This is a genomic window from Geodermatophilus sp. SYSU D00691 (genome assembly GCF_054050275.1).
This window is the reverse complement of the sequence record NZ_JBJGYZ010000016.1, coordinates 55881-79084: the sequence shown is the minus strand read 5'-3', so window position 1 is coordinate 79084 and position 23204 is coordinate 55881. Positions and strand designations below refer to the sequence as shown.

The 23204-nt window shown below is 75.7% G+C and carries 20 protein-coding genes; 8 read left to right on the top strand and 12 right to left on the bottom strand.

Going from position 1 to position 23204, the window contains the following annotated elements; all coding sequences use genetic code 11:
- Window positions 1-36: 36 nt before the first annotated feature.
- On the bottom strand, window positions 37-1536 hold the full coding sequence (locus tag ACI797_RS13675; RefSeq protein WP_456859198.1) for a M16 family metallopeptidase: 1500 nt from the start codon (window positions 1534-1536) through the stop codon (window positions 37-39).
- Between the two features lie 198 nt (window positions 1537-1734).
- Here ACI797_RS13675 and ACI797_RS13670 point away from each other — a divergent pair, with 198 nt between their 5' ends.
- Entirely contained in the window at window positions 1735-2037 is a 303-nt protein-coding gene (locus tag ACI797_RS13670; RefSeq protein WP_456859197.1) for a hypothetical protein, read from the top strand.
- On the opposite strand, the gene ACI797_RS13665 is transcribed toward ACI797_RS13670, so the two are convergent.
- Entirely contained in the window at window positions 2034-6431 is a 4398-nt protein-coding gene (locus ACI797_RS13665; RefSeq protein WP_456859196.1) for an nSTAND1 domain-containing NTPase, read from the bottom strand. The two genes, ACI797_RS13670 and ACI797_RS13665, sit on opposite strands and share 4 nt — an antisense overlap.
- Before the next feature lie 54 nt (window positions 6432-6485).
- Between ACI797_RS13665 and ACI797_RS13660 the strand changes: the two genes are divergently transcribed.
- The 3 genes from ACI797_RS13660 to ACI797_RS13650 are packed head-to-tail and all read left to right on the top strand — an operon-like array spanning window position 6486 to window position 9756.
- Window positions 6486-7298: a purine-nucleoside phosphorylase gene (locus ACI797_RS13660; RefSeq protein WP_456859195.1), complete on the top strand. Its 813-nt coding sequence runs from the start codon at window positions 6486-6488 to the stop codon at window positions 7296-7298.
- Window positions 7295-8137 (top strand): NAD-dependent epimerase/dehydratase family protein, encoded by an 843-nt coding sequence (locus ACI797_RS13655; RefSeq protein WP_456859194.1) that lies wholly within the window; start codon window positions 7295-7297, stop codon window positions 8135-8137. The genes ACI797_RS13660 and ACI797_RS13655 overlap by 4 nt, the downstream gene beginning before the upstream one ends.
- Complete coding sequence (locus ACI797_RS13650; RefSeq protein WP_456859193.1) at window positions 8134-9756, top strand: phospho-sugar mutase; 1623 nt, start codon at window positions 8134-8136, stop codon at window positions 9754-9756. The genes ACI797_RS13655 and ACI797_RS13650 overlap by 4 nt, the downstream gene beginning before the upstream one ends.
- Here the strand turns inward: ACI797_RS13650 and ACI797_RS13645 are convergent.
- From ACI797_RS13645 to ACI797_RS13610, 8 genes are all read right to left on the bottom strand, one after another.
- A complete protein-coding gene (locus tag ACI797_RS13645; protein ID WP_456859192.1) occupies window positions 9753-10094 on the bottom strand; it encodes a DUF202 domain-containing protein in 342 nt (113 codons plus the stop codon). The two genes, ACI797_RS13650 and ACI797_RS13645, sit on opposite strands and share 4 nt — an antisense overlap.
- Window positions 10091-10489: a YidH family protein gene (locus tag ACI797_RS13640; RefSeq protein ID WP_456859191.1), complete on the bottom strand. Its 399-nt coding sequence runs from the start codon at window positions 10487-10489 to the stop codon at window positions 10091-10093. Before ACI797_RS13640 ends, ACI797_RS13645 begins: the two co-directional genes overlap by 4 nt.
- A 95-nt stretch (window positions 10490-10584) precedes the next feature.
- On the bottom strand, window positions 10585-11049 hold the full coding sequence (locus tag ACI797_RS13635; RefSeq protein WP_456859190.1) for a DUF805 domain-containing protein: 465 nt from the start codon (window positions 11047-11049) through the stop codon (window positions 10585-10587).
- Window positions 11050-11147: 98 nt separating this feature from the next.
- Window positions 11148-12044, bottom strand: a complete 897-nt coding sequence (locus tag ACI797_RS13630) for a Gfo/Idh/MocA family protein (RefSeq protein WP_456859189.1) — start codon at window positions 12042-12044, stop codon at window positions 11148-11150.
- A gap of 2 nt (window positions 12045-12046) precedes the next feature.
- On the bottom strand, window positions 12047-12670 hold the full coding sequence (upp, locus tag ACI797_RS13625; RefSeq protein ID WP_456859188.1) for a uracil phosphoribosyltransferase: 624 nt from the start codon (window positions 12668-12670) through the stop codon (window positions 12047-12049).
- Between the two features lie 26 nt (window positions 12671-12696).
- Window positions 12697-13791 carry a calcium:proton antiporter gene (locus tag ACI797_RS13620; RefSeq protein WP_456859187.1) on the bottom strand — a complete coding sequence of 365 codons (1095 nt, stop codon included), beginning with the start codon at window positions 13789-13791 and terminating at the stop codon, window positions 12697-12699.
- 34 nt (window positions 13792-13825) lie between these two features.
- The gene (locus ACI797_RS13615; protein ID WP_456859227.1) at window positions 13826-15043 is read right to left on the bottom strand and encodes a DUF222 domain-containing protein; all 1218 of its coding nucleotides are present in this window, start codon (window positions 15041-15043) and stop codon (window positions 13826-13828) included.
- A gap of 290 nt (window positions 15044-15333) precedes the next feature.
- Window positions 15334-15561, bottom strand: a complete 228-nt coding sequence (locus tag ACI797_RS13610) for a hypothetical protein (RefSeq protein WP_456859186.1) — start codon at window positions 15559-15561, stop codon at window positions 15334-15336.
- A gap of 79 nt (window positions 15562-15640) precedes the next feature.
- Here ACI797_RS13610 and deoC point away from each other — a divergent pair, with 79 nt between their 5' ends.
- From deoC to ACI797_RS13590, 4 genes are all read left to right on the top strand, one after another.
- Window positions 15641-16636: a deoxyribose-phosphate aldolase gene (gene deoC, locus ACI797_RS13605; RefSeq protein WP_456859185.1), complete on the top strand. Its 996-nt coding sequence runs from the start codon at window positions 15641-15643 to the stop codon at window positions 16634-16636.
- 7 nt (window positions 16637-16643) lie between these two features.
- Window positions 16644-18089 (top strand): aldehyde dehydrogenase family protein, encoded by a 1446-nt coding sequence (locus ACI797_RS13600; RefSeq protein ID WP_456859184.1) that lies wholly within the window; start codon window positions 16644-16646, stop codon window positions 18087-18089.
- Complete coding sequence (locus ACI797_RS13595; RefSeq protein WP_456859183.1) at window positions 18086-18952, top strand: aldehyde dehydrogenase family protein; 867 nt, start codon at window positions 18086-18088, stop codon at window positions 18950-18952. Before ACI797_RS13600 ends, ACI797_RS13595 begins: the two co-directional genes overlap by 4 nt.
- A 95-nt stretch (window positions 18953-19047) precedes the next feature.
- Entirely contained in the window at window positions 19048-20400 is a 1353-nt protein-coding gene (locus ACI797_RS13590) for a hypothetical protein (RefSeq protein WP_456859182.1), read from the top strand.
- Between the two features lie 59 nt (window positions 20401-20459).
- On the opposite strand, the gene ACI797_RS13585 is transcribed toward ACI797_RS13590, so the two are convergent.
- Both ACI797_RS13585 and ACI797_RS13580 read right to left on the bottom strand, forming a co-directional pair.
- Entirely contained in the window at window positions 20460-21869 is a 1410-nt protein-coding gene (locus ACI797_RS13585) for a DEAD/DEAH box helicase (protein ID WP_456859181.1), read from the bottom strand.
- A gap of 208 nt (window positions 21870-22077) precedes the next feature.
- Window positions 22078-23151, bottom strand: coding sequence for an adenosine deaminase (locus ACI797_RS13580; protein ID WP_456859179.1), 1074 nt, complete (start codon window positions 23149-23151; stop codon window positions 22078-22080).
- Window positions 23152-23204: the final 53 nt, after the last annotated feature.

Below are 23204 nucleotides of genomic sequence, written 5' to 3'. Positions count from 1 at the left end.
CGAAAGTCTAAGGACGATCCCCCTGCCTCGGCCTGGTCAGCGGGCCGGTACCGCCGTCCGGGGGACGTCGGCGGCCGGTGCCGGACGGCGCACCCAGACCCGCTCCGGCAGGCGGTCGCGGACCGCGGCCACCGCGCTGCGCCCCTGCACCGCCGGGTCGACGGGGATCACGCACATCTCGCGGGTGATCACCGAGAAGCCCTCGCCCCGGTCGAAGGGGACGACGGCCTCGATGCCCTCCCACGGCGTGAAGTGGACGTCACCGTCGGCGTCGACGTCGGCGAGGCCGGCGTCGGAGACGACCAGGCGGACCCGGGCCGCGCGGTCGCGCACCCGCTTGAACGCCGACGGCCGGAACTCCCGCCCCTTCGGGGCCACCGGGACCACCCCGCAGAACGGCCGCTGCTCGATGCCGCCGATCGCGGTGCGCAGCACGGTGCCCTGCGGGACGACGAGCACCGCGGAGCCGGCCGCGGCGCGCATCGCGGCGGCGACCTGCTCGGGGGTGACCGCCCGCCAGGCGGCCAGCGCCTCGTCGGCGGGCAGGAACGGCACCGGCCCGAGCTCGCAGAGCGCGGCCCCGCCGAGCTCGCCGCAGACGAAGGCGTCCTCGTCGGCGTCGAACTCCTCGGCCAGCCCGGTCACCACGTGCGCCAGCTCCTCCGGGGTGGGGCCGGTGCGGCACAGGGCGGCGAACTGCTCCCACAGGATGCGGCCGACCTCGGCGGCCTGGCCCTCGCGGGCGTCGACGTAGAGGGCGCTCTCCCGCCGGTCGGCCGAGACGTCGAGGACCTCGACCCCGGTGGAGTAGCTGAGCCCGCGCTCGGTCCGGGCGACGTCGGTCAGCCGACCCGAGAGCACGTGCAGCCCCACGTTGAGCGCGTGGTCGCGCGGCGGCGCGGCCAGCAGCAGGCCGGCGCCCTCGCCCATCGGCGCCTGCGACCAGACCGGCCCGGGCTGCCAGCGCGGCTCCGGGACCGGCCGCTGCGGCCGGGGACCCGAGGGCAGCGGCAGCGACAGCCCCGCCGGCAGCTCGCCGTGGCACCACAGCGCGGCGTTCTCGCGGACGAACCAGCGCCGGGCGTGGGCGCGGACGCTCTCCTCGCTGAGGAACTGCGGCCCCGGACCCTGCGCGAGGGTGAGCCCCGGACCGCGCAGGCCGTACCGGGCGCCGAGCAGCGCGGCCACGGTGGGGTGCGAGCCGGAGCAGTTCTCCGCCTGCAGCACGCCCACCTCCAGCGCCATCCGGTCGGTCGGCAGGTCGCTGATCGCCCGGCAGACCGACTCGAGGAAGGCGCGGACGGCGTCGGGGCGCCCGGTGGCGTAGAAGGCGGTGAGGTCGGTGTCGACCATCGCGTTGCACTGCAGGTGCGACTTGGGCAGCGTGCCCATCACCAGGTGCTCGACGAGGTGGGTGACCTCGATCGTCGCGAACGTCTCGTCCCGCAGGCCCACCCCGAAGGTGAGGACGGCGGTGATGCGTTCGGGCCCCGGTGCGGAGAAGGCCGGGACGCCGTCGATCTCGATGCGCTGCACGGGCGGAATGGTGCGACGCGCGGGCGCCGCACCCCGGTCGCACACGCCCGGCCGGGACAGCTGTGGCGGGTGTGCAGCAGGCCGGCGCGGCACCGCAACCGGACCGCAACCGCGCGCGGGCCGCCCCGCAACCGCCCCGCCCTGTGCTGGGGACGCCGCCGGGAAGGGCCCGGCGATCGATCCCAGGAGTTGATGGTCATGCGCACCAGCCGACGGTCCGCCGCCCTGCTCACCCTCGCCGCCGCCATCGGCCTGGCCGGCGCCGTCGTCCCCGCCGCGACCGCGGTCGCCGCCGCCCCGGCCGCCGAGGAGTGCGACACCGTGCAGGACCCGCCCGCGCAGCTGCCCCTCGGCGTCGAGGAGGGCGACTACGTGTTCGTCACCCAGTACCGCGGGCTGGTCGTCGACATCACCTGCGGCCGGCTGGAGCTCGTCGAGCCGACCGGCTGGGACAGCTGCTGGTTCCTGTACCGCGACGAGGCGCTCCGCTACCCGTGCTAGCCGAGGTCGCTGCAGGTGGGCCGGTACGGCCGGTCGGGCAGGTACCGCTCCCACTCGGTGCGCGTCAGGTCGCGGCCGACGACGGCGCAGGCCTGCTCGACCCAGGCCATCGGGTCCAGCGGCCAGCGCCGTCCCGGCCGGTCGCCGCCGAGGACCACGAGCTCGGCCGACGTCACCGGCATGAGGTGGAGACCGGACGGCCCGCCGTCGGTCGATGCCGCGATGGCGGGCCCTCGTGACCGCCCGCGTTCGACGTCGAACAGCGACACCGTCCCGGTGGAGCTGAGGAGTGCCACCGTCCTGCCGTCGGGCAGCCACTCGACCTGCTCCAGCGCCGCCCCGCCCGTGATCAGGTGCTGCGTCCCCTCCCAGCTCGCGACGTCGATCAGGTACAGGTCGCCCGATCGGCCGGTGAGCGCGAGCCGTTCGCCGTCAGGGGAGAACGACATGTCCGTCGTGACGTCCGGTGCGTCGAAGTTGACCGACGTCTCGACGCCGAGGTCCCCCCGGGCGATGCTGATCACCTGACCGTCCTGGAGGCCGCCTCGTCGGAGGTTGCTCGCGGCCAGGACCCGACCGTCCGGGCTGAGTGCCAGGAAGTCGAAGCTGACGGCGTACTGGACGCGGGCGCCCGGCCTGCCGTCGAACGCATCCACGCCGAGGAGGGCCATCGACGACCCGGTGATGGAGTCCCCGGGCACGCAGAGGGCCAGGGTGGACGGGTCCACCCACGCGAGGCAGGCGACGGGCCGGCCGAAGGGCTCGCCCTCGCCGGCCGGGACGACGATCGGCTCGCCGACCGGGCGACGTGTGCCGGTGTCGACGACCGTGGTGGACCGGCCGGTGCTGATCGCGACGTTGCGGTGGTCGGGGCTGACGGCCAGAGGGATCCTCTCCGGCTGCGCGCCCTGCTCGACCTCCCCGACGGGCACCTCGTCGAGCACCTCACCGGTGCGCGGGTCGAGGAAGGTGACGGCCACGGTCGCGCCCCCCGCCGCGCTGCCGGCGGGCCGGAGGCTGGGGACCACCACGAGCCGGCCGGGCTCGACGGTGTGCGGACGGCCCGCCAGCCGCACGTCCCCGCCCGGTTCCACCACCGCTCCGAAGCCCCCGGTCGGGGTCATGTCCCAGGCGACGAGCCGGTGGTCGGCGCCGAGGGTGAGCAGCCGCCGACCGCCGTCGGCCACCTCGGCCCTCCAGACGTCGCCGGCGTGCGCCACGGCCGTCGTCCCGGCCCGCCACTCCCCTGACGAGCCGTCGACGTCCCACAGCGTCACGACTCCCCCGCTCCCCACGGTGGCCGCCCAGCGCCCGTCCGGCGAGCGGACCACGTCGAGGACGGAGCCGCCGCCCTCCCCCACCTGCTGCACCGGGCTGCCGTCCGGGCCGTAGATCGTCACCTGGCCGTCCGCCCACATCTGGACGGCCGAGGTTCCGAGGGCCCGGTACCCGGTCCCGGCCACCCCGCGGCCGGGCCGCTGGAGGGGGACCTGGCGCCCGTCGGCCAGGTCCACCAGGACGGCTCCACCCGAGCCGGAGGACGGGTCGAAGACCACGGCCGTCCGGCCGTCGTCGGAGACGTCGGCGCCCACGGCCGCGGCCCCCGGGAGCGCGCCGCCGCTCACGGTGACGCGCGCAGCTCCGGTGGCCACGTCGAACTCCGTCACGCTCCAAGAGCCGGGATCCCCCGCGGTCTCCAGGAAGACGTTCACCCGGCTGCCGTCCCCGGTGAAGGCCACGGCCACGGGCCTCCGGCCGTCGGGGTTGCCCTGGACGATCTGGCGCGTCTCCCCGTCGGCCGAGAGCAGCCGGAGCCACCAGTTGTCGTAGATGTCCGTGCCCGCGGCGACGAGCAGGTCCTCCGCCGGCGAGCCGTCCGCCACCAGCCACCCGCCCCAGGTCCCGACGCCGCGGAGCGCCGTCGCCGGCCCCCCGGCCGAGCCGACCGGCCACCTGGCCAGGTGCGTCCCGTCGTCGAGGAACAGGGTCCCGCCCGCGACGACAGCGTCCCGGAACGGTCGCGGCAGGGCGACGACGCCGATCGCCCGCTGGCGGACGAGGAGCGTGCCCAGCAGCTGGTCCTCCGCCTCGCGGGTCCCGGCGAGCCGCACCGCCTGCGCCGCGGTGAGCAGCGAGAGGTCCAGGCGGTCCTCGGCCGCCGACAGCGCCGCCAGCCGGTTGGCGTCGGCCACCCGGGCGATCCGCTCCGCCTCGCCGGCACGGGTGTCGGCGACCCGCTGGAACCGGACGGCCAGCACGGTCGCGACGAGGGCGAGCACGAGCACCGCCGCGAGGCCCGCGGCCAGCCGGCGGGTCCGCCGCCGGCCCCGTCGCTCCCGGGCGACCTGCTCGCGGGCCTCCGCCAGCTCCGCCTCGGCCTGCCGCTGCGACGCGGCGAGGAACTCCTCCTCCACCGCCGTCGGGGAGGCGTCCGGGTCGGCCGCCCAGTCCAGCGCCGCGGCCAGCCGCGCCCCGCGGTAGAGCTCCTCCGGCGGCCGCCCGCCACCGGCCCACTCCCGCGCGGCGGGGGCCAGGTGCCGGCGGACGGCCCGGCCGGCGGCGTCCTCCTCCAGCCACCGGGCCAGCCGCGGCCAGGCCGTGAACAGCGCCTCGTGGGCGACCTCGAGCCGGTCGGCGTCCACGGTGAGCAACCGCCGGGCCACGAAGGTCTCCACGACCCGCTCCCGGGCGGCGGCGTCGGGCCCGGCCCCGCGGACCTCGGCGAGCGGGACCGTCCGCCGCACGTACGCCCCGCCCTCGTCGGTGTCGGCGAGGCGGACCAGCACCGCGCGGGCGAGCCGCCGGTCGCCCTCCTCGAGCGCCCGGTGGGCCTCCTCGGCGACGCGGGTCAGCGCGCCGGCCACGCCGCCGGCGGCGAGGTACCCGGCCAGGTCGAGGCGGTCGCCGCGCCGGCGCTCCCACGTGCCGACCAGCGCCGTGGACAGCAGCGGCAGCGCCGCCGAGCGGCCCAGCACGTCGTGCACGACGGCGTCGACGAGCTCCGGGTCGACGGTCAGCCCCACCGCCCGCGCCGGTTCGACGACGACGTCGCGCAGCTCGGGCTCGCGCAGCGGGGGGACCAGCGCGATCGCGCCGCCCAGCCGCTCGGCGAGGGCCGCGTGCTCGGCCAGCCGCCCGACGGAGTCGCCGCGCAGCACGAGCACGCAGCGCACCACCACGCCGTCGTCGAGCAGGCCGAGGACGGCGTCGAGGAACGCCGTCCGCTCCGCCGCGTCCACGGTCGGCGCCCACAGCTGCTCGGCCTGGTCGCAGACGAGCACGACCGGCCGGTCGGGGGGCGTCTCCCCGGTGAGCTCGGCGAGCAGGTCGACCGGGTCGGCCCCGACGGTGACCACGACCGGCCGCCACCGGTCGCTGCCGGGCACCGCGCCCGCGGCCAGCGCCGGCACCAGGCCGGCCCGGACGACGGAGCTCTTGCCCGCGCCGCTGGGCCCGGACACCACCACGAGCTCGGCGTCGACCAGCCGCGCCACCAGCGTGCGCACCATGCGGTCGCGGCCGTGGAACAGCGGCGCGTCGTCGGGCTGGTAGGCCGCGAGCCCCTTGTAGGGGCAGCCCCCGGCGGCGGCGCGGGGCGGTTCCTTGACGACGACCGGGCCGGAGGGCGCGTCCAGGGCCGGGTCGTGCGCGAGGACGGCCGCCTCCATGGCGCGCAGCGCGGGGCCCGGCGCGGCACCGAGCTCCTCGGCGAGCAGCGCCCGGGCCTGCCGGGCGGCGCCGAGCGCGTCGGCCTGCCGCCCGGAGCGGTAGAGGGCCAGCATGAGCAGGCGCCACCACTCCTCCTGCAGCGGCTCCTCGGTGACCATCCGGCGCAGCTCGGGCAGGACCTCGGCGTGCCGGCCCTGCGCGAGGCGGGCCTCGAGCAGGGCGGCGAGCGCGGCCGAGCGCACCTCGCCCAGCCGGCGGCGCTCGGCCTCGGCGAACGGCGCGTCCGGCCAGTCGCCGTAGGGGTCCCCGCGCCAGAGCCCGAGGGCGGCGCCCAGCAGCGACTCGGCCTCGTCGGTGGCGCCCCCGGCCAGGCGGGCGCGGCCGCGGCCGGCGAGGTCGCCGAAGTGCAGCGCGTCGAGGTCCGCGCGGTCGACGGCGAGCGCGTAGCCCGGGCCGCGGCGGACGACGTAGCGGCCGCTGGAGCCCTTGGGCCGCCCCGGCTCCAGCGCCGAGCGGAGGCGGACGACGTGCGCCTGCAGCGACTTGCGGGCGGTGGGCGGCGGGGCGCCGTCCCACAGGCACTCGACGATCCGGTCGGTGCCGACGACGGCCGGCGCACCCGCGGCGAGCACGGCCAGGAGCAGGCGCTCCTTGGCGCCGGGCACGGCGACCGGGGCCGCGTCCGGGGTCCGGACCTCCAGCGGTCCGATGACCGCGAACCGCATGCGCGAACGATAGGACCGCGGCCGGGCCCGGAGGGCCTGCGTTAGCGTCCCCGCGTGACCCAGCCCGCCGCCGCAGATCCCGCCGCCCTCGCCGCCTCGGCCGCGCAGGCGCTCACCGCCGCCCTCGGGGAGGGGCACGACGTCGCCGTCGTCATGGGGTCGGGCTGGGCGCCCGCGGCCGACGCGTTCGGCCCCGCGCTCGCCTCGGTCGCGATCGGCGACCTGCCCGGCTTCGCCGCGCCCACCGCCGTCGGGCACGGCGGGCAGGTGCGCTCGGTGCAGGTGGGTGACCGGCGGGTGCTGCTCTTCCTCGGCCGCACCCACCTCTACGAGGGCCGGGGCGTGCAGGCGGTCGCGCACGGCGTGCGCACCGCCGCCGCGGCGGGGGTGCGCACCGTCGTCCTCACCAACGCCGCCGGCGGGCTGGCGCCCGAGCACCAGGTGGGCCAGGCGGTGCTGATCGCCGACCACCTCAACCTGACGGCCACCTCGCCGCTGGTGGGGGCGACGTTCGTCGACCTCACCGACCTGTACTCGTCGCGGCTGCGCGCGCTGGCCCGCGAGCTCGACCCGACGCTGACCGAGGGCGTGTACGCGGCGCTGCCCGGGCCGCACTACGAGACGCCGGCCGAGATCCGCATGCTGCGCACCCTCGGCGCCGACCTGGTCGGCATGTCCACCGCGCTGGAGGCGATCGCGGCGCGGGCGGCGGGGCTCGAGGTGCTCGGGCTGTCGATGGTCACCAACGCCGCGGCGGGCATCACCGGCGAGAAGCTCGACCACGAGGAGGTGCTGGCCGCCGGCAAGGCCGCGGCCGGCCGGCTCGGGGAGTTCCTGGTGCAGCTGATCGGGCGGCTGCCCGCATGAGCGGGCCGGTGCTGCTCACCGGCGCGGCCGGGCGCATCGGCACGGTGCTGCGCGGCGGCCTGCCGGAGCGCGGCTGGGCGGTGCGCTGCCTCGACGTCGTCCCGATCGTCGACACCCGGCCGGGCGAGGAGCACGTCGTCGCCGACGTCGCCGACCTGGCCGCGATGGTCGACGCCACCGAGGGCGCGTCGGCGGTGGTGCACCTGGCCGGCGTCGTCGGGGAGTCGACCTGGCCGGCGATCAGCCGCGCGAACATCGACGGCACCTGGGCCACGCTGGAGGCCGCCCGCCGGGCCGGCGTCCCCCGCGTCGTGCTGGCCAGCAGCAACCACGCCACCGGATTCACCCCGCGCCCGGCCGACGGCCTGCTGCGCGAGGAGGACGCCCCGCCGCGGCCCGACACGTACTACGGCGTCGCCAAGGTGACGATGGAGGCGCTCGGCTCGCTGTACGCCGACCGGTACGGCATGGACGTCGTCTGCCTGCGGATCGGCAGCGCGTTCCCCGAGCCGACGAACACCCGGCACCTGGCCACCTGGCTCTCCCCCGACGACTCGGTGGCCCTGTTCGACGCGGCGCTGCGCGCGCCCTCCCCCGGCTTCGTGGTGGTCTGGGGCGTCTCGGCGAACACCCGCAACTGGTGGGACCTCTCGGCCGCGCGGGCGCTGGGCTACGAGCCGCAGGACGACGCCGAGGTGTACGCCGAGGCGCTGATCGAGGTGCACGGCGAGCCCGACCCGGCCGACCCCGTGCACGCGCGCGTCGGCGGCGACTACACGCTGCCCGCCCTCGACGCCGACGTCGTCGCCGCGCGGGCAGCGGCACGGGAAGAACCGTGAGCGAGCTGCTGGCGGTCGCCCGGGCCTGGGCCGACGACGACCCGCACGCCGGCGACCGGGCCGAGATCGAGGCGCTCATCGAGGCCGAGAACCTCGAGGAGCTCGGCCGGCGGTTCGCCGGCCCGCTGACGTTCGGGACGGCGGGGCTGCGCGGACCGCTGCGCGCCGGGCCGGCCGGCATGAACGCCGCCGTGGTGACCCGCGCGGCCGCCGGGCTGGGAGCCCACCTGGCCGAGGAGGGGCACACCGGGGGCGGCGTGGTCGTGGGCTTCGACGCCCGCCGCCGCTCCGACGAGTTCGCGCGGATCACCGCCGAGGTGCTCACCGCCGCGGGGTTCGCCGTCCAGGTGCTGCCGCGGGCGCTGCCGACGCCGGTGCTGTCCTTCGCCGTCCGGCACCTCGGGTGCGTGGCCGGCGTGATGGTGACCGCCAGCCACAACCCGCCCGACGACAACGGCTACAAGGTCTACCTCGGCGACGGCCGGCAGCTGGTGCCGCCCGCCGACGCGCGGATCGAGGCGGCGATCGCCGCCGTCGGCGCGGCGAGGGACGTACCGCGCGGCGACGACTGGCTGACCCTGTCCGACGGGATCGTCGACGACTACGTGGCCGCCGTGGTGGCCGCGCTCGAGCCCGAGCGCGTGCCGGGCCGGGAGTCGCTGGTCGTCGCCTACACGGCCATGCACGGGGTCGGCGCCGACACGACCCGGGCGGTGTTCGCCGCGGCGGGTCTGGCCGCGCCGGTGAGCGTGCCGGAGCAGGACCGGCCCGACCCGGCGTTCCCGACGGTTGCCTTCCCGAACCCGGAGGAGCCGGGCGCCTCCGACCGGCTGAAGGCCCTGGCCGAGCGGGTCGGCGCCGACGTCGCGATCGCCGAGGACCCCGACGCCGACCGCTGCGCCGTCGTCTGCGGCGGCCGGCAGCTGACCGGCGACGAGACCGGCGCGCTGCTGGCCGACTGGCTGCTCCGCCGCGGCGTGCGCGGCACGTACGCGTCGTCGCTGGTGAGCGGGTCGCTGCTGCACGCGCTGGCCGAGGCGCACGGCGTGCCGTCGGCGGAGACGCCGACCGGGTTCAAGTGGATCATGCGGGCGGGCTCCGAGGAGGAGCCGCTGGTGTTCGGCTACGAGGAGGCGCTGGGCTACTCGGTGGCGCCGTCGGTGGCGCGGGACAAGGACGGCATCTCCGCCGCCCTGGCCGTGGCGCTGCTGGCCGCCGAGCTCAAGGCCGACGGCCGGACGCTGCTCGACCGGCTCGACGAGCTGGCGCGCGAGCACGGGCTGTTCGCCACCGGGCAGCTGTCGGTGCGGGTGGACGACCTGTCGCTGATCGGGCAGGCGATGGAGCGGCTGCGCGCCGCCCCGCCGGCCACCCTGCTGGGCCGGCCGGTGGAGTTCACCGACCTGCTCACCGGGCAGCCGCCGGTCGACGGGGTGCGGCTGCTCGGCGACGGCGTCCGGGTGATCGTGCGGCCCAGCGGCACCGAGCCGAAGCTCAAGGCCTACCTGGAGACCGTCGTCCCGGTGCACGACGACGCCGGGATCATCGCCGCCCGCGGCCGCGGTGAGGACGAGCTCGACGAGCTGCGCGCCGAGATGTCGAGGGTGCTGGGGATCTAGAGGCCCGGCCCGAGCGCGAACGCGAGCGCGAGCAGCCCGACGGCGACGCCGCTGAGGGCCAGGGCCGCGATCGGCAGCCCGCCGGCGCGGACCCCGCCGAGGTCGCCGCGGGTGGTCAGCGCGGCGTGCACGGACCGGTAGCGCCGCTCGGCCCGGTAGCCGACGAACGCCGCCTGCACCAGTCCGACGGCGGCCAGGACGACGGCGAGCGCGCCGATCACCGGCGCCGCCAGCCGGCCGGCCCCCACCGCCGCCACCGCCATCGCCAGCGCGGTCCGCCGCCAGGCCAGCGCCGTCCGCTCGGCCTGCAGGCCGCGGTCGAAGACCTGCTCGCTCACCGCAGCAGCAGCCCGAGCACGAGCAGCACGCCGGCGACGAGCGTGCCGAGGGCGACCACCGGCGCGAGCCGGGGCGAGGGCAGCGGGCGGCCGCGGCGCAGCGCCCTCTCGGTCGCCGTCCAGCCGAGCCACGCCTGCAGCGGGGCGAGGAGGCCGAGCCCGATGAGCACCAGCGCGCAGGCCAGCCGGAGGCCCTCGGCGATCGGCAGCTCGAGCGCCTCGAGCGCCACCCCGGCCGCCGACAGCGCCAGCGAGGTGCGGATCCAGGCCAGGAAGGTGCGCTCGTTGGCCAGCGTGAACCGGGGATCGGGCTCCTCGCCCACCCCGTAGACCGACTGCGGGAACCGCCTCGGCGTCGCCGTCCGATCCGCGCTCGCCGAGGAACTGCTGTTCACACCCACAGTGTGCGGGCCAGGGCCGCTGGCCGGGGAGGTCGGGGACGAGCAGGTCGTCGTCCCCGACCCCCGGGAGGTCGCCGCGCTGGCGGGCGTCAGCGCACCAGCGGGGCCGGGGCCGGCGGCGCGGAGCTGAAGCCGGTGACCTCGGGCGGGCCGTACTGGTTGGGGCCGGAGTCGCCGCGCAGGAAACCGAGTTGCACGAGCAGGACGATCGCGCCGGCGATGGGCACGAGACCCCACAGCAGGAACCAGCCCGACTTCCCGCGGTCGTGGCACCGGGCCACGGCGGCGCTGATCGACGGCGCCAGCAGCGCCAGCGAGGTGATCAGGGTGATCGGGCCGCCGTAGAACATGGCCTCCGCGCCGGCCGAGTAGCCGTACGAGTAGCCGTAGTAGTAGTCGTAGGTGGCGTAGCTGCCCGTGGTGTACCAGGCGAGGTCGAGGCTGATGTCGGCCCACGCCGCGGCGACGTAGGCCACCCAGACCGGCAGCGCGTAGTGGAGCCAGTAGACCTTGCGGCCGATCCGCCCGCGCCGCACGTACCAGTTGCCGTTCATGTGCTTCTCCCGTCGTCCGCCCCCTGCCGGGGGCTCGTCCTCGTCGGGAGAGAGGTTCGCCGCGGCTGCTTGTACCGCGCTTGCGCGCCGGTGGTGGCTCAGCTTGGAACGGGCTCGCGGCAGCCGGACTCCAGCGCGCGCTGGGCGGCGGCGAGGACGACGACGACCTCGCGGCCGAACGCGACGTCGCAGGGGTGCGCCCCGCCGGTGACCGCGGCCTGGGTGAGCTCCTCGACGGCGACGGTGTGCGCGGCGCGGGCGGCCCGGTCCTCGGGCAGCAGGGTGATCCGGCCGGCGTCGCCGTGCACGAAGAACTCGATGCCGCTCGACATGGGCGCCACCGTGTGCGACAGCGTGACGGTGCTGGCGGCGCCGGACTCGTGGTGCAGCACCAGGTGGACGGTGTCGCCGAGGCCGGCGCCCGTCTGGACGGCGGCCACCGGGCCGAGCGCGGGGAGGAACAGCGAGAGGGCGTGCGGGCCGATGTCCCAGAGCGCGCCCTTCTCCTTGCGCCAGGCGGAGTCCTTGAAGGGGCTGTCGGGCTGGTAGTTGTTGCCCAGCCAGCTGCCGGCCCCGCCCATGAGCCGGGTGCGGGCCGCCTGGGTGAGCCAGGTCGCCGTCCCGGCCTGGAAGCGGAAGGTGAAGAACACGACCGACGCCACGCCGTTGGCCCGGACAGCGGCGACCAGCCGGTCGGCGTCCTCGACGGTGAGCGCGATCGGCTTCTCCAGCAGCAGGTGCTTGCCGGCCTCGGCGGCGCGGACGGCCAGCGGGACCTGCACCTCGGGAGGCAGGGAGAAGGAGACGGCGTCGACCTCGGCGAGGAGGGCGTCGAGGTCGTCGTAGCCGGGGACCTCGAAGCGCGCACCGAGCGCCTCGGCCTTGGCCAGGTCGCGGCCCCAGACGCCGGCCAGCTCGGCGTCTGGGTGCTCGGCCAGGCTGGCCGCGTGGATCTCCCCGGCCCAGAAGCCGGTGCCGAGGACGCCGAACCGCATGGTCAGACCGCGCCGAACTGGCGGTCGCCGGCGTCGCCGAGACCCGGGACGATGTAGGCCTTGTCGTTGAGGCCCTCGTCGACGCTGGCGGTGAAGACGCGCAGCGGCAGGCCGCTCTCCTCGAGCCGGCGCAGGCCCTCGGGTGCGGCCAGCGCGCACAGCACGGTGATCGCGGGGGCGCCGCGGTCGGTGAGCAGGCCGCAGCAGTGCACCAGCGAGCCGCCGGTGGCGAGCATCGGGTCGAGGACGAAGACGTGCCGGCCGACCAGCGACTCCGGCAGCGAGGCCATGTACGCCTCGGGCTGGAAGGTGAGCTCGTTGCGGGCGAGCCCGACGAAGCCCATCTGCGACTCGGGCAGCATGCGGTGCGCGGTGTCGGCCATGCCGAGGCCCGCGCGCAGGACCGGCACGATCAGCGGCGGCGCGGCCAGCTGGTAACCGACGGTCTCGGTGACCGGGGTGCGGATCGGCTCCTCGCGCAGCTCGAGGTCGCGGGTGGCCTCGTAGACCAGCATCTGGGTGAGGTCGCGCAGCGCGGCCCGGAAGTTGGCGTTGTCGGTGCGCTCGTCCCGCATGCGGGAGAGCCGGGCCCGGGCGAGCGGGTGGTCCACGACGGTCAGCTGCACGGGCGCCACCGTAGCGGCCTGCGATGTCACGGGTTGACGGCCAGGAAGACGAAGGCCGCCAGGAGGACGAGGTGGACGACGCCCTGCAGCCGGGTCGCCCGGCCGGGGACGACGGTGAGCACCCCGACGACGACCGTGACGGCGAGCAGCACGGTCTGCGTCGCGCCGAGCCCGAGCAGCAGCGGCCCGTCCAGCCAGATGGAGGCGACCGCGATCGCCGGGATGGTGAGCCCGATGCTGGCCATGGCGGAGCCGAAGGCCAGGTTCAGGCTGATCTGCAGCCGGTCGCGACGGGCGGCGCGGGCGGCGGCGAGGGTCTCGGGCAGCAGGACGAGCAGCGCGATGACGACGCCGACGAAGGACTGGGGGTAGCCGACCGCGGCGACGGCGTCCTCGATGGCGGGCGACTCCACCTTGGCCAGTCCCACCACCGCGACGAGCGCGACGAGCAGCAGCCCCAGGCTGGTGAGCGCGGCCCGGGCGGTGGGCGGCTCGGCGTGCTGGTCGACCGCCGGGGCGCCCTCGCGGGGGACGGGGAGGAAGAAGTCGCGGTGCCGCACGGTCTGGGTGAGCACGAAGGCGGCGTAGAGGATCAGGGAGGCCACCGCGGCGAAGGCGAGCTGGGCGGGCGAGAACTGCGGGCCCTCGCGGCCGATGGTGAAGGTCGGCAGGACGAGGCTCAGCACGGCCAGGGTGGTGACCGTCGCGAGCGCGGCGCCGGTGCCCTCGGCGTTGAACTCGACCACGCCGTGCTTCAGCGCGCCGAGCAGCACCGCCAGACCGACGATGCCGTTGCACGTGATCATCACCGCCGCGAACACGGTGTCCCGCGCCAGCGAGGCGGCGTCGTCGCCGCCGGAGATCATCAGCGTGACGATCAGGGCGACCTCGATGACGGTCACCGCCACGGCGAGGACCAGCGACCCGAACGGCTCCCCCACCCGGTGGGCGACCACCTCCGCGTGGTGCACGGCGGACAGCACGGCGCCGATCAGGAACACCGCGACGAGCAGCTCGACGGCGACCGGCAGCGACCGGCCCCAGGTGACCCCGAGGACGACCAGCGACAGGAGCGGGACGACCGTGGTCCAGGTCAGCAGCGGGTGCCGCGCGGTCGCCATGCGCCCACGCTGGCACATCCGGTGACCGGGAGGCTCAGCCGGCGCGGGCGAGGTGGGGGTCGTCGGCGGGTGGCCGGATCACCAGGATCTCGGTGCCGTCGGGGCGGTAGGTGTGCCACCGGCCGGCGTCGTCGCGGTGGATGCGGAAGCCGTGGTGGACCTGGGTGTGGTGCCGTTCGCAGAGCAGCCCGGAGTTCTCCAGCGACGTCTCGCCGCCGAGCGCCCAGGCCAGCAGGTGGTGGACCTCGCACCAGTGGTGCGGGGCGTCGCAGCCGGCGAACACACACGTCGTGTCGCGGGCGATCACCGCCTTGCGCAGCGCCGGGGTGACCAGGCGCCGGGTGCGGCCCAGGTCGAGCGGCTCGCCGTGGGGGCCGAGCACGATCCGGGTGAGGTCGGCGTCGCAGGCCGCCCACCGGGCCCGCGCCGCGGAGAGGACCGCGCCGAAGCCGGTGCGGGCGGCGCCCCGGCCGGTCGCCGGGTCGAGCAGGTCGGCGAGGTCGACGGTGACCGCGACCTGCGGCTTGACCGTGCGCAGCAGCGGCAGCGTGCCGCAGCCGAGGTGGAGGTCGGCCAGCTGCACCGCGGCGTCGGCCTGCCGCCGCGCCAGGCTCCGCTCATCGCCGGCCGGCCGGTGGGCCTGCTCGAGGGCGGCGATGGCGGCCTGGAACCTCTCCCCGCCGACCGCGTCCAGCTCGCCGCGGAAGAACAGCCGCCCGTCGGCCCGCCGGGTGAAGGTCAGCGACCGCTGCTCGGTGGGGTCGGGTTCGGGCCCGTCGGTGTCGAGCCGCTCGAGGAAGGCGTGCACCAGGTCGTCGAGCTCGGCGTGCGCGTGGCCGAGCGCGAAGGTCACCAGCTGCTGGGCGATGCCGGCCAGGTCGCCGTCGGCCTCGGCGATCAGCCGCAGGTGACGGGGCTGGGTGAGCTGCCCGATCACCGCCACCTGGTCGCCGGTCAGCGCCCCGGCCGCGTGCGCCGCCGCCACCGCGGGCAGCAGCTCCAGCGCGCGGCCGTTGCGCACCACCTGCGAGGCGGCGGCCCTGGCCAGCCGGCCGTGCCCGCGCAGCCAGGCCTGCGCCGACTTGTGCCCGTCGCGCTCGAACGCCTGGGCGTTCTCCGCGGCCCGCACCCGCCGGGCGATCTCGGCGTCCAACCGGTTCCGGACCGCGAGCAGCTCCCGGGTGTCGTCGAGCAGCGCCGACCCGCGCCCGTGCAGGTCCTCAGCGGCGAGCGCGTCCAGCGCCGACGTCATCTCGTCCACCGGAACACCTCCCACCCGCTCGATCACGTGTTCGAAGTCTACCGCCGAGTCAGCTCTGCTGCCTCCTGAATCCCAGCTCAGCTGCCTGTCCACAGAAGGGCGAGAGGCGTTGACAGGTGGCTCTCCCAGGTCGTCGGTCCGCGGCTCGGCGCCGAACCGCGCGCGGTACTGCTGGGGGCTCATCAGCTGGGCGCTCTCGTCAGGGTCGCCGTCCGGAAAGGCACCGGGTACACGCACCGGCCGGACGCCCATCCCGTCGCGATCCAGCGCCTCGTCCGGGTTCACGTGCAGGAGTTGGTACGCCGCTCGAGCAGGAGGGGCGTCCGTGAACGGGGAAACTCGCGCGACCCGTCGTCGGTGACCGCCCGCCGGATCGGCGGCTCCCACGCGTCGTCGTCCCACCCGTGCAGCAGGAGCGCGCCATCGGGCGCCACCTCGCTCTCGGCGCCGTCAGCGCGCAGGTCCCGGCCGAGTCGCTCGACCGAGAAGGTCGCGAACTCCTCGCGCACGGGCTCTCCTGTCGTCGGCCTGCTCCTGCCGGGTGAGCGGCGTCGTGGCGCGTCCACCGAGCAGGGGACAATGATCGGCATGACCCACGTGCTCGAGCCCGACGCGCCGTCGGCGTACGCCCGGCCGATCGCCGGGCCGCTGCCGCCGTACGACGACGTCACCCGGTCCGACTCGGCGTTCCGCACCTTCCTGCACGGGCTGCCCGGCGTCGACCAGGTCGGCGCGGAGGCCCGGGCCGCCCAGCTCGGCACCCGCTCGATCAAGACCACCGCCAAGGCGTGGGCCATCGACACCGCCATCTCGATGGTCGACCTCACCACCCTCGAGGGCGCCGACACCCCGGGCAAGGTCCGCAGCCTGGCCGCCAAGGCGCGCCGTCCCGACCCCACCGACCTCACCGCCCCGCGGGTCGCCGCCGTGTGCGTCTACGGCGACCTCGCCGGCGTGGCGAAGGAGGCCCTGGAAGGCACCGGCATCCACGTCGCCGCCGTCGCCACGGCCTTCCCGAGCGGCCGTGCCAGCCGCGCGGTCAAGCTCGCCGACGTGAAGGACGCGGTGGCCAACGGCGCCGACGAGATCGACATGGTCATCGACCGGGGCGCCTTCCTCGCCGGCCGCTACCGCGACGTCTACGAGGAGATCGTGGCGGTCAAGGAGGCCTGCGGCGACGCGCACCTCAAGGTCATCCTCGAGACCGGCGAGCTGGTCACGCTCGACAACGTCCGCCGCGCCAGCTGGCTGGCGATGCTCGCCGGCGGGGACTTCATCAAGACCTCGACCGGCAAGGTCTCCCCCGCCGCCACCCTGCCGGTCTGCCTGGTGATGCTCGAGGCCGTGCGCGACTTCCGCGCCGCCACCGGCCGGCAGATCGGCGTCAAGCCCGCCGGCGGCATCCGGACGACGAAGGACGCCGTCAAGCACCTGGTGATGGTCAACGAGGTCGCCGGCGCCGACTGGCTCACCCCCGACTGGTTCCGCTTCGGCGCCTCCAGCCTGCTCAACGACCTGCTCCTGCAGCGGCAGAAGCTGCGCACCGGCCACTACTCCGGCCCCGACTACGTCAGCGTGGACTGAGACCCAGATGACCAGCGTCTTCGAGTACGCCCCCGCCCCCGAGTCCCGCTCCATCGTCGACATCGCGCCGTCCTACGGGCTGTTCGTCGACGGCGAGTTCGTCGACGGCGGCGGCGAGCCGTTCAAGACCGTCAACCCCGCGACCGAGGAGGTCCTCTCCGAGATCGCCAGCGGCACCGAGGCCGACGTCGACCGTGCGGTGAAGGCCGCCCGGCGGGCGTTCACCAAGGTGTGGGGCCCCATGCGCCCGGCCGACCGCGGCAAGTACCTCTTCCGCATCGCCCGGCTGCTGCAGGAGCGCGCCCGCGAGTTCGCCGTCCTCGAGTCGCTCGACAACGGCAAGCCGATCAAGGAGTCGCGGGACGTCGACGTCCCCCTGGCCGCGGCGCACTTCTTCTACCACGCGGGCTGGGCCGACAAGCTCGGCTACGCGGGCCTCGGGCCGGCGCCGCAGCCGCTCGGCGTGGCCGGCCAGGTCATCCCGTGGAACTTCCCGCTGCTCATGCTCGCGTGGAAGATCGCCCCGGCGCTGGCCACCGGCAACACCGTCGTCCTCAAGCCCGCCGAGACCACCCCGCTCTCCGCGCTGCTGTTCGCCGAGGTCTGCCGGCAGGCCGACCTGCCGCCCGGCGTGGTCAACATCGTGACCGGGGCCGGCGAGACCGGGCGCGCCGTCGTGGAGCACCAGGACGTCGACAAGGTCGCCTTCACCGGCTCGACCGAGGTGGGCCGCTCCATCGCCCGCGCGGTCGCCGGCACCCGCAAGAAGCTCACCCTCGAGCTCGGCGGCAAGGCGGCCAACATCGTGTTCGACGACGCCCCGATCGACCAGGCGGTCGAGGGCATCGTGCAGGGCATCTTCTTCAACCAGGGCCACGTGTGCTGCGCCGGCAGCCGGCTGCTGGTGCAGGAGTCGATCCACGACGAGGTGATCGCGAGCCTGCAGCGGCGGATCGGCACGCTGCGCGTCGGCGACCCGCTGGACAAGAACACCGACATCGGCGCGATCAACTCCGCCGAGCAGCTGGCCCGCATCCGCGAGCTGTCGGAGATCGGCGTCGCCGAGGGGGCCAACCGCTGGCAGCCGGCGTGCGAGCTCCCCGAGCGCGGCTACTGGTTCCCACCGACCGTGTTCACCGACGTCTCCCCCGCCCACCGGATCGCCCGCGACGAGATCTTCGGACCGGTGCTGTCGGTGCTCACCTTCCGCACGCCCGACGAGGCGGTGGCCAAGGCGAACAACACCACCTACGGGCTCTCGGCCGGCATCTGGACCGAGAAGGGCTCGCGGATCCTCAAGATCGCCGACCAGCTGCGCGCCGGCGTCGTCTGGGCCAACACGTTCAACAAGTTCGACCCGACGTCGCCCTTCGGCGGCTACAAGCAGTCCGGCTACGGCCGCGAGGGCGGCCGGCACGGGCTGGCCGCGTACCTGAAGGGGGCCGGTCAGTGAGCGAGCGCCTCGCCGTCCGCAAGACCTACAAGCTCTACGTCAACGGGGCGTTCCCGCGCTCGGAGTCCGGCCGCAGCTACGAGGTCACCGACGCCAGGGGCCACTTCCTCGCCAACGCCTCCTGGGCCAGCCGCAAGGACGCCCGGGACGCCGTCGTCGCCGCCCGCGCCGGCTTCCCGAAGTGGTCCGGCGCCACCGCCTACAACCGCGGCCAGGTGCTCTACCGAGTGGCCGAGGTGATGGAGGGCCGGCACGTCCAGTTCTGCGAGGAGGTCGCCGCCGGCGAGGGCCTGTCGGCGTCCCGGGCGCGCGCCGCCGTCGACGCCGCCATCGACCGCTGGGTCTGGTACGCCGGCTGGACCGACAAGCTGGCCTCGGTGCTCGGCGGCGCCAATCCGGTCGCCGGCCCGTACTTCGACTTCAGCCTGCCCGAGCCGACCGGGGTCGTCGCCGTCCTGGCCCCGCAGCAGTCGTCGCTGCTCGGCCTGGTCAGCGTGCTGGCGCCGGTGCTGGCCGGCGGCAACACCGCCGTCGTGGTCACCTCGAAGGAGCGGCCGCTGCCCGCCGTCACCCTCGGCGAGGTGCTGGCCACCAGCGACGTCCCCGCGGGCGTGGTGAACATCCTGACCGGCGACGCCGCCGAGATCGGCCCGTGGCTGGCCGAGCACGCCGACGTCGACGCCGTCGACCTGACCGGGGCCCCGCCCGACCGGGCGCTGGAGCTCGAGCGCGAGGCCGCCGGCACGATCAAGCGGGTGCTGCGGCCGCCGGTGACCGAGCCGGACTGGACCGCCGACCCCGGCCTGTCCCGCATGACGGCGTTCCTGGAGACGAAAACCGTCTGGCACCCGATGGGGGTCTGAGAAAGGACCCCGTCCTCCCCGCCCTTCGCACGCTCAGGGCGGGGCCCTGGACGGGGCCTTACGCGCGATCCCGCCGCGTTCGGCAGGATGGGTCCGTGGCCAGGCCGAGCATCGTCCCCATCGCACTCACCCTCGACGACCGCACCGGGTACACCCTGTGGGCGCCGCCGTGGGAGGAGGACGGCGAGGAGTGGCAGGCGTTCCTCGGCACGACCGAGAGCGGCACGGCCACGGTGCACCTCTTCCCGAGCACCACGGCGCTGGCGGAGTTCTGCCGCACGCGCACCGACCACGACCTCGCCGACCACCCGGTCTGGCCGGTGATCGTGGGGCTGGGTGCCGGCGACCTGGTGCCCGACGACGACCACCGCTACGACCTCGACGGCGTCTACGACATCGCCGCGGAGAACCCCGACCGCTGGGCGGTGGAGGAGCTGGCCGCGACGATCGACATCGTCGGCCGCCTCGCCGAGTGCCTCGACACCACCGGTGACGACGAGGGCGACGAGGACGAGGACGACGAGGAGAGCCAGTTCGAGGCGGTCGCCGAGCTGGTCGGCCGGCCCGAGGTCGGCTCGCTGGGGCTGGGCGTCGAGGCGTTCGTCGGGCGCTCGGGCGAGGACGCCTGGGTCGGCGTCGGCGGCGCGCTGGACGAGCTGTGGGAGGACGTCGTCGAGGAGCTCTCCGAGCACCTGGACTGGACCGGCGGCGGCACCGCCACCCTCGAGGACTACCCGGCCGCCTCGGAGGCCGAGGAGGACGCCGACGTCGAGCCCGAGGAACTCGGGGAGGACGCCGCCGACGAGGACGCGGGCGAGGCCGCATCCGCAGCGGGCGTGAGCACGATCCGCGGCGGCAGCCGGATCACCGCCTCCCCCGCCGCGGTCGCCGCGGCGCAGGAGTTCTGGGAGGCCGTCGGCATCCTGCCGGTCGAGGTGGTCATCCCCGGCGCGGCCGGTGTGACCCTGCGCTGCTACGTCGAGGACGTGGCCCGGTTCCTCGGCCGCGACGGCGAGATCTGGCTGTTCGACACCCCGACCGCCTTGTCGAAGTTCCTCTCCACCAGCACCGAGGAGCACGACCTCACCGAGATCGCGTCGTGGCCCGAGGTGGCCGACACCGACACCGTGCCGCTGCCGGCCGAGCAGGACCGCTACGACCTCACGGAGCTCACCGAGGTGCTCACCGAGGTCGCCGACGGCGCCGCCGGGCTGGTCGACCACCGGGCCTTCGCCCAGCCGGTCGAGGGCGTGCGCGACATCGCCGAGTACGCGGGGCTGACGCGGGTCGACGAGCTGCTGGCGCCGTCCGCGGCGCTGGGCCGCGCGGTGGCCCGCGGGCAGCGGGACCCCGGCGCCACGCTGCCGGCCGAGGACGCCGCGGCGATCAGGCGGGACTGGGACGAGGTCGTCGGCGCGGTGACCGCCGTCCTCGTCTGGCGGGACTAGGAAACGCGAAAGGCGCGATCCCTGCGGGCAGGGATCGCGCCTTCTGCGTTCTCAGCAGGTCACGCGCCGGAGCGGGCGGGGCGGTCGTTCGGCCGCCGGCCCTGGCCGCGGTAGCGGCTGGGACCGCGGTCGCCGTCCCGGGAGCTGCGCTCGCCGCGGTCGCCGTAGGGACGACGCGGCCGGTCGCCCTCGCGGCGCGGACCACGCGGGCCGCGCGGCCCACCGCTGCGGGGACGGTGCTCACGCACCGGCCGCTCGACCGGCTCCACCGGGACCCCGGAGGCGACGAGCTCGTTGATCGCCTCGTCGCCCGGCCGGATCCGGGTGATGGCCGGGTCGACCTTCACCTGGCGGAACCGCCGCTTGGCCTGGCCCACCTGGTCGGGCAGCAGCAGGGACACGACGACGCCGCTGGCGCCGGCGCGGGCGGTGCGGCCCGAGCGGTGCTGGTAGGTCTTCGCGTCGGCCGGCGGGTCGTAGTGCAGCACCAGCGAGACGTCGTCCACGTGGATGCCGCGGGCGGCGACGTCGGTGGCGACGAGCACCGGCGAGCGGGCGTCGGTGAACGCCTCGAGTGCGCGGCGGCGGGCGCCCTGCGGCAGACCGCCGTGGATCGCCTGCGCACCGATGCCGGCGGCCTGCAGGTTCTCGGCCAGCCGGTCGGCGCCGAGCTGGGTGCGGACGAAGACGATCGTCCGGCCCGGGCGGGCGGCCAGCTCCTGGGCCACCGCGAGCTTGTCGCGGAAGGCCAGGCTGTAGGCGAGGTGCTCGGCGGGCGGGGCGGCGTCGCCGGGGCGGACGACCTCGTGCCGCGCCGGGTCCTTGAGGTACCGGCGGACGAGGGTGTCGACCTCGCCGTCGAGGGTGGCCGAGAAGAGCATCCGCTGGGCGCCGGGGTCGGTGGCGTCGAGCAGGTCGGTGACGTCGGGCAGGAAGCCGAGGTCGGCCATGAAGTCGGCCTCGTCCAGGACGGTCACCGACACGTCGGACAGGTCGGCCTCGCCCTGGCGCATGAGGTCGAGCAGCCGGCCCGGGGTGGCGATGAGGACGTCGACCCCGCGGCGCAGCTGCTGGATCTGGCGGTGCATCGGGGCGCCGCCGTAGACGGTGGTGACGTAGACGCCCAGCGCCCGGCCGAGCGGCATCAGCACGTCGCTGACCTGCTGCGCGAGCTCGCGCGTCGGCACCAGGACCAGGCCGCGCGGGGTGCGCGGCCCGCGGCGGACGTCGGCGCCGAGCCGGGCCAGCATCGGCAGGCCGAAGGCGAGCGTCTTGCCCGAGCCGGTGGCCGCCTTGCCGAGCACGTCGCGGCCGGCGAGGGCGTCCGGCAGCGCGGAGGCCTGGATGGCGAAGGGGGTGGTGATCCCCCGCTCCCCGAGAGCGGCGACCAGCTGCGCGGGCAGGCCGAGCTCGGCGAACGTGGGGGTGGTGTTCTCGATGGGGGCGTCGACGGTGTCGAACGAGGTCATGCGGGTGGGACTCCGATGTTCTCGGGCGCGTCCCGTGGCGATAGGCGGCCGCCGGCGTTCCGGCGTCCTCACTGGCGATCGCGGGCGTCGTCGATGACGCCGGATCTGCACGGATGCGCTCATGCCGGACGGACCGTCCGGAGGATGACCGGCGAGTGCCGGTGCACCTACGTTAGCAGCGCGAAGAGGGCGGCCATTCCCCGCGTGATCAGGCTCGCAGCGCCGCGTAGCCCGGTCGGACGACGTCCTCGAGCAGCCGCGCCTTCTCGGCCGGGGACGCGAAGGACGCCGCCACCGCCCGCTCGGTCACCGTCTGCACGTCGTCCCAGGTCCAGCCGAACGTCGTCGCGACGTCGGTGAGCTCGCTGCTGACCGACACCCCGCTCATCAGCCGGTTGTCGGTGTTGAGGGTGACGGCGAAGCCGAGCCGGTGCAGCCGGTCGACCGGGTGCTCCGCCAGCGACGGGTAGGCGCCGGTCTGCACGTTGGACGACGGCGCCACCTCCAGCGGCACCTGCTGGTCCCGCACGCGCCGCGCCACCGGCCCGAGCGCGCCGTCGGCGGACACCTCGTCGGCGATCCGGACGCCGTGGCCGAGCCGCTCGGCCCGAGCACCGTCGAGCGCGGCCCGGATCGACGCGATGCCGGCCGCCTCGCCGGCGTGGATGGTGCGGTGCGCGCCGGCGCGGTCGAGCAGCGCGATCGCCGCCGGGATGCGGTCGGGCGGGAAGCCGTCCTCGGGTCCGGCCAGGTCGAAGCCGACGACGCCGGCGTCGCGGTAGCGGACGACGAGACCGGCCACCTCCTCCCACCGGTCGTCCTGCCGCATGGCGCACAGCAGCGTGCCCACGGTGATCGGGGTGCCGGCCGCGGCGGCCTCCTTCATGCCGGCCGCGTAGCCGTCGAGCATCGCCTCGACGGCCTCCTCGATCGCCATGGCCGGCGTCAGCAGCTCGGGCGCCATGCGCACCTCGGCGTGCACGACGCCGTCCGCGGCGAGGTCGAGCGCGCACTCCCGGGCGACCCGCTGCACCGCCTCGGGCCGCTGCATCACGCCGACCGTGTGCGCGAACGTCTCCAGGTAGCGCACCAGCGAACCGGAGTCGGCGGCCTCCCGGAACCACACCCCGAGCGCGTCGGCGTCGTCCGCGGGGAGGTCGCGGTAGCCGAGCTCGTCGGCCAGCTCGAGCACCGTCTGCGGCCGCAGCCCGCCGTCCAGGTGGTCGTGCAGCAGGACCTTGGGCGCGCGGCGCAGGGTGTCGGCGTTCAACGGGGAGGGCACCACCGGACGGTACCGAGGCGGCTCCGCCGTCCCCGTCATCCGGCCCTGACGCG